The following is an 11,224-nucleotide window of genomic DNA, read 5'->3' on the forward strand; positions in this document are numbered from 1 at the left end:
AAGGTTGCCAGCCATGAACGTCGCTGCCACGCGTGCGCCCGAGCCGTTGACGACAAAAGACTACCAGAGCGACCTCAAGCCCATCTGGTGTCCGGGCTGCGGCGATTTCGGTGTCGCCAGCGCCATCTATCGCGCGCTGGCGGCGATCGGCCGCCAGCCGCACGAGATCGCCTTCGTCTCGGGCATCGGCTGCTCCAGCCGCATTCCCGGCTACACCACCGCCTACGGGTTCAACAGCGTACACGGGCGGGCTCTGCCGATCGCGCAGGGCATCAAGCTGGCCAACCCCGAGCTCACGGTGCTGGTTGCCGGCGGTGACGGCGACGGCTTTTCCATCGGCGGCGGGCACGTTCCGCACGCGATCCGGCGCAACGTCGACCTCACCTACGTCGTCATGGACAACCAGATCTACGGCCTCACCAAGGGCCAGCTCTCGCCGACGTCGCCACGGGGCCGCAAGACCGTCACCTCGACTTACGGCAGCCTCGAAGAGCCGGTCAATCCCCTGCTCTACGTGCTCAGCTACGGCGCCGGATTCGTCGCGCAAGGAACGCCGGCGGACATGGGCGGCTTGGCGGCGATGATCGAGGCGGGCATCCGCTTCCGCGGCTTTGCCTTCATCAACGTGGCCTCGCCCTGTATCACTTACGGTGAGCCGGAGGTTCAGCTGAAGGCGCACAAAGCTCGCATGAAGAGCCTGGCGTCAACCGGTCATGACCCGACCGACCGCTTGCGCGCCATGGCCCTGGCCCAGGAATACGGCAGCCAGCTCTACACCGGTGTGTTCTACCGCACCCCCACGCCGAGCCCGACCTACGACGACCTAGTGCGCGAGCGACAGCAGCAGTGCCGCTCGGCGGCGCCGCCGAAAGAGAGAATCCTGGAGCTGTTTGCCCCCGAGTGAACGGCAGCGCGATCGGCCTAGCCGCGGCTGGCCGCGGCGAAGCGCTCTTCGACGACGCGCCAATTCACGTTGCTCAAGAACGCCTTGATGTAGGTGCCGCGCCCGCCGGCGCCGTAGTCCACCATGTAAGCGTGCTCCCACACATCGAGCACGAGAATCGGCACGAAGCCGGCGACGTTGCCTTCCTCGTGCAACTGCACGAAGTGGTTGTTGAGCGCGCCGGTGGCCGGATCGAGGTAGACAATGGCCCAACCGATCGAGCGGCTCAGGCCGGTGTTGGCGAAGTCTTCGCTGAAGGCCTCGAAGCTGCCGAACTGCTGCGCCAGCGCCGCGCGCAGCGGGCTGCTCTCGGCCGGCGCGGCCACCCCTGCTTGTAGATTCCCGAAATAGTATTCGTGCAGGACCATGCCGTTGTACTCGAAGCCGAAGCGCCGGCGGCGGTCGGCGTAAGCGGCACTGCCGCCTTTGCCCTGCTGGCGCAAGGCTTCCAGCTCAGCGCGCAGCGCGTTGGTGTTGGTGACGTAACCTTCATACAGCTTCCAGTGCTGCGCGATTTGCTCTGCGGAGATGCCGGTCAGCCCGGCCGGCTTGAGTGCGGTTTTCGCCTCGTAGGTTAACGCCATCGCAATGCCTCCTCTGATCACTGTCGATTGAGGGGGCGAACGTTAACATTGATCGGGCGGCGGCTCCAGCACCCCGCTCGGCAGCCACAGGCGGGCGTTTCCCCCCGTGCTCAAAGACTCTCTCAGCCCTTCGACGACGTCTTCCCACTCCGTCGTCAGGAAGTGCAGGCTGGACTTCTGCCCATCGACCTTTCCGGCCGATTCCTTCAGTAGCGGGCGAACCACGTCGCGTGACGCGACCTCCGGCCAGCCGATGTTCAGTTCGTAGAGACGGCGGGCGACGGCGTTTAACGCGTGCACCTCAAGGCGCTCGCCGATACGGGGCTCGTTGCCGAGCAGCCGCCGCAGCTTCGTCCTGAGCGCGTTCGCGAGGGTATCGGAGAAGGTGGTGAGCAGCACACGCGCGTCGGGGTTGTGCGCGCAAGAAAGACGGCGCGATGCGGCGACAATCGTCTTTCCGTACCTACCGACCCGGATACCCGCGCGGGACCGCTGTAATCCCGCTCGACCGACTCGCGCTGCGCGGGATGTCGGTGACTGTGCGGGCTTATTCAAGTAAGCCGCCGCGTCATCAACAGACTGTCGACGTATTCGGCTGCACGGAATTTGTCATCCTGGTTGCTACGGGGGAAGCATGGGTGGTTGTAGTGCAGTCTCAGCTTGGGGTAACACAAACAGTGGCCGGCGAGTCTTGGGCTGTTTCGCCAACTCTACCTTCTGCATATGAGGGACAACTCCAGTCCTGGAGGGGCACGCGCCGTCGTGCCCTGGGTGGGGGGCGTCTCTGCAAGCGGGCGCCCGGGCTTGCGGTTGAGCGCGACCACCGGGCGCGCTCTGGGGTGAGGAGTAGTCGTGGCATTTGTCATATTTCGGCCGGGATTGCGCCGGGGATTTGGGCTGACAGGAACCTGCTACCGCGCGGTAGCACTGTGCTTCCGGCCGGTAGCACCTTGTGAATCTCGTGATTCTCGGGGGCTTACGTTGTTCGTCCAGCCGGGGGTGCTACCGGGCGTTGGCACCCTGGCGTTGTCAGCGTACAGAAAGCTCTGCCTGCCGACTCTGTCGAGCGTGGCACATGACTTGCCTTAGGCCTCTCTAGACATGCTGGCGTTGGGGAGAATGAATTACGGGAAGCAACCATTGACCGGTTTTACATTCCCGGTTTTCCGTTTGCGGTTGGCCGTTCTCCCTCTGCTGTAAAGGTCCGAAGGTCTGGATCAGGGAGGGGACTCTGATGTCTGGTGCAGCAGGAAGTGGAAGGGTTGGCAAGGCTTGTTTCGCTGTCGCGCTGGTGATGGCGGCGGCTGTGCCTTTAGTCTGGGCACAGGATGTTGGCGTTGACTCGGAGGGGGCACGGCTTGCGCGTGGGCTGCCGCCGCCTGGGCGGCTGTCGCATGTCGAGGCTGAACGCGGTGTCGGCCAACGCTTGCAGGCTATGGCGCAGCGTCAGGATGGACTGCGCAGGGTGCGCCGCCTGCGACCGCGGCGTGACTACCGCTTACCCGAGCCGCCGGCCGGGGCGGCCGTGCCGGCACGCCCGGATGCGCCCGATGGTGAGCTGACTTCGCAGCGCCGTGAGGTGCTGCCATGATCGGCCGCGACAGACAGACAGGGGCCGGCCCAAACGCGCGCAGCGTTGGCGCGGGCTTGATTGCGCTGTGCCTAGTTTTGTTGTGGGGCGCGCCCGTCTTTGCCCAGACACCGCACGGTGACGGCTCGCAGACGGGTGACGGGTCGAATGCGTTTACCGGTTTGGCTCAGGCACCGGAGGCTAACCTCTTCGTGGGCGCGGCTACTACCTCAATCGCGATCGAGGTGAGCCCGGGCCGTAAGAACCTCACGCCGCGTTTGGCGCTGGCGTATAGCAGCAGCAATGGGCCGAGCCCCTACGGCTACGGCTGGGACCTGCCGCTCGGCCGCATTCAACGCAGCACTAAGCACGGCGTGCTGTCGTGCACGGACGACAGTTACCGTAACGACTTCGTGCTGGCGCTGCCGGGCACCAGCGTGGAGTGCACACTGGCGGGCGCTACTTGCGTGCCGCGCATCGAGGAGTCCTTCTTGCGCATCGAGTACGACGCCGCCACCACCAGCTGGACCGTGCGGGATAAGTCCGGCCTGCGCTACACCTTCGGCGACACCGCCGCTACGCGCCTGGGCAGCTCGCTGACTTCGTTGTTCAGCCCGGGCGCGCCCTGCAGCTACATCCATGCCTGGGCGTTGACGCGCATCCAGGACACCAACGGTAACACCGTCGACTTCAGCTACATCAACACCGACGGCATGCTCTACCCCGACCGCATACTTTACGGCGCCAACCCGGCCGCGGGCATGCCCGCGCACCCGTTTGAAGTCAACTTCGTCTGGTCGGATGAAGACAACTTCGGCCGGCCGCTGGAGGATCAGCTGCTCAACGGCATGGGCGGCTTTGCCGCGCGCCTGACCAAGATCCTCTCGCGCATCGAGATGCGCTACCCCGCCGGCGGCCGGCGCGTGCGCTGGTACTCGTTGCAGTACTATGGCTCGCAGCTGGGCGCCTCGGACCCGCTCGGGCGGCAGTCGTTCTTGCGCGCGGTGACGCTCTACGACGACTACGACCAGACGCTGGCGCGCTTCGACGGCCTGCCGGCAGCCAGCGTGTTTCAGTACCACCACAGCGATGCCGCCAGCGGTCGCGCCGGCTTTGCCGCCACCGCCCAGAGCGCCACCCGGCCGGCACTGAATCAATCGCCCGAGACGTTGCGCTGGACCGATGCCGACTCGGGTGATACCTGGCGCGATGTTTTCGACATCAACGGCGACGGCTTTGCCGACCTGATCGACACCATGGCGCTGCACCAGCGCAACTGCAGCGTCGCTGTGCCCGACTACTGGGATGTCTACCTCGGCTCGCCCGGCGGCTTCAGTACCACGCCGATTGCGTGGTGGGTGCCTGCGCGCACGACTATGTGCGACATCGGCACGACCGGTGATATACAGACCTACACCACCACCGTGGATCTGACCGGCGACGGCCTGCCCGACTTCGTCGATGCCCGGGGCCTGCCATGGGTGGTCTACAAAGGCACGGCGCACTCGCCGTACTCGCCCACCAACGGGTGGGGCTTCGAGGCCGGCGTGAGCTGGTCGGCGCCCCGCATCTACACGCGCGAAACCATGCTCGGTGCCGCCCTCAACGGCTGGGACGGCAGCGCCAACCGCCAAGACTTGCTCGATATGAACGGCGACGGGCTGCCGGACTTGGTGCGCACGGCCGCCCCTGCCAACGACTTCACCTGGAAGGTCTGGTTCAACCGTGGCTGCACCGCCACCGGCTGCGGCTTCGGCCCTGAGGAGCTCATCGCCGGCAGTAGTAATGCCATCAGCTTCCAGACCGACGGCAGCAACATGGTGCTCGGCACCTTCGACATCAACGGCGATGGCTTGCCCGACACCGTCTACAGCCAGCGTACCCCCGGCGGCGGCTTTGCCGGCTACTGGGAGGTGTGGCTCAACCGCGGCCACGCCATCGATCAGTACGCCCAGTGGTCACTACCGGTGGCGGCCAGCTACATCCGCCACCGCAACAACAACGAGCCGCAGGACTACATCGGCGACTTCTTCGACCTCAACGGCGACGGCCTGCCCGATGTCATCGACTCCTCGAACTGGAGCCCGACCAACGGCAAGTGGCAGGTCTACCTCAACCGCGGCAACGGCTTCGCGCCGCAACCGCTCGACTGGAACGCCCCGGCGGAGCTGCTTCGCGACCGCAGCGAAGGCGGCGGCCGCACCTACCAGGACACCTTCGATGTCGATGGCGACGGCTTGGCGGACTACCTCGATTATCGCTCTGCCCCGTACCTGATCTATCACGCCGCCGACGGCGCCTGGCTGGCCAGCGGCAGCACCGTGGTCGCGAACGAGGACGGCGCCAAGCCCGATCTGCTCGAACGCATGGAGAACGGCCTCGACGCCGCCACCCTTTTGCAGTACCGCCCCTCGACCGCGTGGGATAACACCGGGGGTGACTTCATCACCGACCTGCCCTTCGCGCTGTGGACGCTGACCGGCATCGAGCGCCAAGACGGCATGTGCGATGCCCAGGGCGCCTGCACCGGCCCGGCCGGCAGCAGCCACAGCCTGGTGACCACGATTAGCTATCAGGACGGAAAGTTCGACACCGTCGAGCGCAGCTTTCGCGGCTTTGGCTTGGTGTGGAGTGAGGACGCTGATGACAGCGTCGCGCCGCGGCGCGGGGTGGCGACCTACTTCCATCAAAGCGCCGCGCTTGCCGGGCGCGTGCAGGAAAGCTGGACCTTTGATGCCGCCAACGGCGGCAGCCCGTGGACCACACCGCTGGCGCGGAGCGAGAACACCTGGGAGTGCGCCGATCCGATCACCGGCAGCGTCATTGGCTGCCCGGCCGAACCGGCGGGTGACGTCTGGGTGCGGCTGAGCCTTATCCGGCGCCAGGAGTTCTCCAACTACTCGATTGGGAGCGCGCGCACCTCGACCACGCAGAACCACAGCTGGCATCAGTGTAACGGCAAGCACTACGGCAACGTCGCCCATAGTTCGAGCGGCGGCACCGGCACCGAGCTGCGGGCTCACACCCACACCGACTACGCCTGCCTCGACACCGCCAGCGCCTACATCGCCGACAAGCCGCTGCGGGTGTGGGTGAACGCCAGCGACGACAGCACCGCGCTCGAAGAGAAGTGGTTCGTCTACGACGGCGGCGCGCTCGTCAAGGGCAACGTCACCAGTGTCTTCTCGTGGCTCGATCGCACCAGTGATCCCAGCCTGCCTGCCGGCAGCACCTGTCCGCAAGCGCCCCACGGCGGCAGCGGCGGCTGTGCCTCGGTGCAGTCGGCTTACGACGCCTTCGGCAACCTCACCACGGTGACCGACGCGCTCGGGCGCAGCACCACCACCGTCTACGACAGCGCCACGCGCAGCTATCCCTACCGCGTGATTCAGCCGACGGTGGACAAGCCCGCGCCCGAGCCGGATGTCACCTTCGAAGCCGCCATGCAGTACGATCCCGGGTGCGGCAAGCTGCTTTCACAGACGGTAAGCTACCCCTCGGGGCAGGACCCCGCGCTACAACCCAAGACGCGGCGCAGCTACGACAGCTTCTGCCGCCTCGAAGCTACCTATCCCGTCGATGAAGCCACCACCGGCTCAGCGCAGGAGTTCACCTACTACCTCGGAAACCTGCAAACCCCGTCGGCTACGGTGGTGGCCAGCCGCGAGCCCAATAACAGCTCCGGTTACCTCTACCGCAGCACCGTCAGTGACGCGCTGGGGCGGCCCTTGCAGCAAAAGCACGAGGCCGTCATCGAGGGCGGCAGCCTGGCCACGGTAGCCACCACCACCACCTACGGCGAGCGCGGCGCGGTGGCGGCGAGCTTTGCCCCGTTCACGCCGGGTGGGCTGCTCTACCAGTACACCAGCGTGCCGCCAGGCACGGGCGAGACCGGCCATGTCAGCGACGCGCTCGGGCGCGTTACCCAGACCACCAACCCCGACGGCTCGGTGCGTGTCGCCGAGTACAACGTGGCCTGGCAGATTACCACCAAAGACGAGTGCTACCAGGCCGGCTCCTGCGCCGGCGCCAAAGTGGTGGAGAAGCGCGACGCCTTCGGCCACGTCATCGAGAAGCAGCTCTACGCGCGCGCCGGCGGGCAGGACACGCTCAGCACGCGCACGCAGTACGGCTACGACGAGTTGGGCCGGCTGCGCACCACCATGCAGGGTGATGCCGCCTGCTGGAACAGCGCCTCCACCATCGTGCTCGACTACGACGCCTTTGGCCGCAAGCTGTCGCTGGACGACCCCGACTCCGGCTACTGGCGCTACGGTTACAATCTCGCCGGCAACCTGATCTACCAGGATGATCCGAAGAGCGGCCAGCACGTGCAGTTCTGCTACGATGCGATTAACCGCATCACCGCCAAGCACATCTTCGACAACAGCAGCGTGGATGACTACGTCAGCGGCATCTGCGGCTCGGCCGCACGCATTGCCTACAGCTACGACGCCGCCACCGTGCCCTACGGCTTCGGGCGGATGACCACGGTCGATGACGAGTCCGGTAGCACGCGCGTGCTCGCCTACGACGTGCGCGGGCGCCAGTTGAGCGCCGAGAAGCAGATCGACTTCAACAGCCACCTCACCACCGCCGTGACCGAGACCGCCTACGATGCCGCCGATCACGTCACCGAGATCACTTACCCCGACGGCGAAGTGGTCGCCTACGACTACGACGATGCCGGGCAGACGGTGGCCGCCACCTGCGTGGCCAATTGCACGGTCGGGCTGCCGGCGGCTTACCTGCAAAGCCTCACCTACGACCTCTTCGGCCGGCCGCGAATGGTCACTCATGGCAACGCTACCACCGACACCCGCACCTACGGCGACCAGAGCACGAACTATCGCCTAGCGACGCTCGCCACGCAGCAAGGCACCACCAGCCATCTCAACTTGAGCTACCCGCAATACACCGCCGGCGGGTTGCTGGCGCAGATCGGCGATCAGCGCGACCCCAGCGGGGCATTGAGCAACAGCGCCATTTTCGGCTACGACGGCGTGGGGCGCTTGACGGCGGTGAGCGGCAACCCGTATTTGAACGCCAGCTACAGCTATGACTATCTCGGCAACATCACCCAGAAGGAGGGCCGCACGTTCTACTACAACGACCTGAGCCGGCCGCACCGGGTGACGGCGATGCTGAACGGGGCGGCGTTCACGGCCTTCGAGCACGACGACAACGGCAACCGCAGCTCGAAGGAGAACCAGGCGCAGGTGTACAGCTACGACGCCGATGATCGGCTGAGTGCGATCACCACCGGGGCGCAGTTCAAGTACGACTACACCGGGCAGAAGACGGCGCAGGTCAGCGCCGGCAGCGAGACGCGCTACTACGGCAGCCTGGCCGAGGTCGCCGGCGGCTACCTGACCAAGCACTACTTTGCCGGCGGCTTGCGCATCGCCTCACAGCGGGTGGTAGCCAGCGGCTGGCAGATGTCTCGGGCAGCCAGCCGATGATTGTCGTGATCTTGCGCGATGATCTTGCTCTCCCCGTCTCCGCGTCTCTCATTCTCATCGTCTCCGTTCTTCTCATTGCTCCCTGGCGCAAGAAGCGCGTCGTCGCCGTCGCCGTGCGTCACGGGCACGTGATCTTGGTGTTGATCACATTCAGTGTGGCCACGCTGCCGGTGCCGCTCTTGATACAACCCGCATCGGCCCAGGTAGCAACCCCCACGCGCACGCCGACGCGGACCCCGACGCGGACACCGACCAGAACCCCGACCAGAACTCCAACCTTCACCCCCACTCGGACACCGACTCGAACGCCCACGCGCACTCCAACCCGGACCCCGACGCGCACCCCCACCCGCACCCCGACCCCGCCGATCACCGGCTTGTGGCACTACCACCTCGATCACCTCGGCTCGGTGCAGGTAATCACCAACAGCGCCGGCGCGATCCAGCAACAGATCCGCTACCGCCCCTACGGCGACATCCGCTACAAGACCGGCAGCACTTACAACCACTACGAATTCACCGGCTACGAGACCGAAGCCACCAGCGGCCTCGACTACGCCGGCGCCCGCTTCTACGACCCGGCGTTGGGGATGTTCTTAACGCACGATCCCGCCCGGCAGTTCGCCAGCCCGTACACCTACACCAACTGGAACCCGGTTAATCTGACCGATCCCAGCGGGGCGATGGCCGAATGGGCCATCGCAGCGATCATTGTCGCTGCGGTGTTTGCGGGCGCAAGCGCCACGGCAGCGGCAGTTGATGCGGCGATTCGGACCGGCAGCTTTCTGGAGAGCGTCAAAGCGGCGGGCGTTAGCCTGGCGATGAGCGGAGCCGGACCAGGGACGAGTTTCGGCTTGCAGCTGTTGGCCCCGAAGACCTTCGGGCATTTTGATGTGGAGGATTATGGCATCTCGCTGGCACCTCTGGCAGGCAGCGCCTACGGGAGCTACCAGGGTTTCCGTAGCGGCAGCTACGCCAGCGCCAGCGTCGCCGCCGCCGCCACCGCCTACGGCATCTACGGTGTCGCCAAAGCTGCCTACCAGAAGTACTATGCCGCCCAAGGGGGGAATGGCGGAGGCACCCAAGAGTCCCAAGGGGCAAGCGAGACTGCAAGTGCCACAAAGCACTCAGTTGACGCCATGGGTCGAGCGGAGGTCGATGCGGCACGCGCGGCGGGTTACGAACCTGCGACCAATGACATGAAGGTTCTTCATGCCGCCAACGCGTACTACGGGACGAGAGCTGCGGCGACTTGGCTTACCGGCGCGAGTAGCGGTCCCCTCCACTACGCGGGCCGGCTACTCGCAACTCCGTTCGTAACGCTGGGGGGAATCGGTTACGAGGTCTACACTGCATTCGCGCCCTTCGACGGGCAACCGTTCCTTGATTGGGTGTGGGATACGCCGGGTGATCTCGTCGCTAATACCTACGGTCAGCTCGTCTCGCTTACCGCGCCAAACAGCTGGGCGGTGAGTGCCATTCGCGGTGCGCAAGTGATCCCAGGCCCGAACCACGTCTGGATGCTAACGGGCGGCAGGGCGCCGATTATCAGCTCGCCGGGAGGACCGAATGGCCTCCCGCGATGAGGGTATCGCAGACGGCCGCTCAGTGGCCAGATGGTTGCTGGTTGCGGCCGTCTGCTTGGTCTCCATTTGCGCTAGCGCGTGCCCCGCGTCGGCCCCGGCTGGAAGCGCTTCCGATGTGCCATCGGAGATCTCGGAATTGCTCGGCAAGGACGTCATGATCAGCTTCAAGTGGTCGACGCCAACTTCTGTTCTTGAGTCGCTCACGCTAGTGGGCAGGCTCGTTCGAGTCGACGAGGAGGTCCTCGTGGTGGATGTCAAGAAGAGCATTCGAAGCGAGCAGCAAGAACAAGTTGTCGGCGCGCTCGAGAGACACGGAAAGCTCAAGCGCGACCCAGATGGCCATTTGGTATACGCGCTCCGAAGGGAGATCGCTGATCTGCGGCTGTATCCGAGAATCTGAACACCGCCCAAGGAGGAAATGGAGGAATCTCCCAGGAAGGGCAGCTACGATTTGCAGCAGATGAGTACGATCAGAGCTTCAGCGGTGTCGGGGGCGGTGGAAGAATCGGCCCTCACCGCATCATGTCGATCGACGTCAACCAGAGCGGCCCGATGACCCTCGCCGACCCGCTCGTTGAACAGGGCCGCATATCGAGTGGTTTCGTTCGAAGAGATGGAAGCTATCACGGCGGCTTAGACATCGGTGCGCCAGAAGGGACTCCGATCTATGCCGCCGAGAGTGGTGTGGTTAGCTATGCCGGTCCGCGAACCGGGTACGGGCGGTACATCGACATCCAGCATTTCGGTTATGACGTGGTAACCCGGTACGGCCATGTTAGGGGCTTCGCCCCTGGAATTGGCCCCGGCTCGACGGTCGGTAAAGGCGAGCTATACAGGCGCCTACGTAGGGAACGTCGAGCGACGGCAGTTGGGGGCTGGATGACGAGCAGTACAGCACGCCGCCGCACTGCGCTACCGGCACGGTGCAGCTGGCAGCCAATACTTGGTGCCGCATCGAGACCCGCGCCGACGTCGCCGGCGGGCAGTGGTCGGCGACGCTGTACAGCGATGGCGGCAACGCGCTAGAAACACTGAGCTGCACCAAGACCATGACGGCATCGTGCAACCACGTGGCCTTG

The 11,224-nt window shown here is 65.3% G+C and carries 7 protein-coding genes; 5 read left to right on the plus strand and 2 right to left on the minus strand.

Going from position 1 to position 11,224, the window contains the following annotated elements; translation table 11 throughout:
- Positions 1 to 13 precede the first annotated feature (13 nt).
- Complete coding sequence (locus tag HY699_16755; protein MBI4517455.1) at positions 14 to 904, plus strand: 2-oxoacid:ferredoxin oxidoreductase subunit beta; 891 nt, start codon at positions 14 to 16, stop codon at positions 902 to 904.
- Positions 905 to 921: 17 nt separating this feature from the next.
- On the opposite strand, the gene HY699_16760 is transcribed toward HY699_16755, so the two are convergent.
- Both HY699_16760 and HY699_16765 read right to left on the minus strand, forming a co-directional pair.
- Complete coding sequence (locus HY699_16760; GenBank protein MBI4517456.1) at positions 922 to 1,527, minus strand: superoxide dismutase; 606 nt, start codon at positions 1,525 to 1,527, stop codon at positions 922 to 924.
- A 42-nt stretch (positions 1,528 to 1,569) separates the two neighbouring features.
- Positions 1,570 to 1,926 carry a hypothetical protein gene (locus HY699_16765; GenBank protein ID MBI4517457.1) on the minus strand — a complete coding sequence of 119 codons (357 nt, stop codon included), beginning with the start codon at positions 1,924 to 1,926 and terminating at the stop codon, positions 1,570 to 1,572.
- 1,188 nt (positions 1,927 to 3,114) lie between these two features.
- On the opposite strand from HY699_16765, the gene HY699_16770 reads away from it, so the two are divergent.
- The 4 genes from HY699_16770 (at position 3,115) to HY699_16785 (ending at position 11,171) form a co-directional block, all read left to right on the plus strand.
- Positions 3,115 to 8,559 carry a VCBS repeat-containing protein gene (locus HY699_16770; protein MBI4517458.1) on the plus strand — a complete coding sequence of 1,815 codons (5,445 nt, stop codon included), beginning with the start codon at positions 3,115 to 3,117 and terminating at the stop codon, positions 8,557 to 8,559.
- On the plus strand, positions 8,556 to 10,145 hold the full coding sequence (locus HY699_16775; GenBank protein ID MBI4517459.1) for a hypothetical protein: 1,590 nt from the start codon (positions 8,556 to 8,558) through the stop codon (positions 10,143 to 10,145). Before HY699_16770 ends, HY699_16775 begins: the two co-directional genes overlap by 4 nt.
- The gene (locus tag HY699_16780; protein ID MBI4517460.1) at positions 10,129 to 10,545 is read left to right on the plus strand and encodes a hypothetical protein; all 417 of its coding nucleotides are present in this window, start codon (positions 10,129 to 10,131) and stop codon (positions 10,543 to 10,545) included. The genes HY699_16775 and HY699_16780 overlap by 17 nt, the downstream gene beginning before the upstream one ends.
- A gap of 122 nt (positions 10,546 to 10,667) precedes the next feature.
- Complete coding sequence (locus tag HY699_16785; GenBank protein ID MBI4517461.1) at positions 10,668 to 11,171, plus strand: M23 family metallopeptidase; 504 nt, start codon at positions 10,668 to 10,670, stop codon at positions 11,169 to 11,171.
- Positions 11,172 to 11,224: the final 53 nt, after the last annotated feature.

The sequence above is a fragment of the Deltaproteobacteria bacterium genome (assembly GCA_016210005.1).
In the GTDB taxonomy this organism is placed as follows: Bacteria; Desulfobacterota; Binatia; order HRBIN30; family JACQVA1; genus JACQVA1.

Coding starts and splice junctions, on each gene's coding strand:
- HY699_16760 (MBI4517456.1), bottom strand. CDS start 1,527: ATGGCGTTAACCTACGAGGCGAAAACCGCACTCAAGCCGGCCGGGCTG.
- HY699_16780 (MBI4517460.1), top strand. CDS start 10,129: ATGGCCTCCCGCGATGAGGGTATCGCAGACGGCCGCTCAGTGGCCAGA.
- HY699_16775 (MBI4517459.1), top strand. CDS start 8,556: ATGATTGTCGTGATCTTGCGCGATGATCTTGCTCTCCCCGTCTCCGCG.
- HY699_16770 (MBI4517458.1), top strand. CDS start 3,115: ATGATCGGCCGCGACAGACAGACAGGGGCCGGCCCAAACGCGCGCAGC.
- HY699_16785 (MBI4517461.1), top strand. CDS start 10,668: ATGTCGATCGACGTCAACCAGAGCGGCCCGATGACCCTCGCCGACCCG.
- HY699_16755 (MBI4517455.1), top strand. CDS start 14: ATGAACGTCGCTGCCACGCGTGCGCCCGAGCCGTTGACGACAAAAGAC.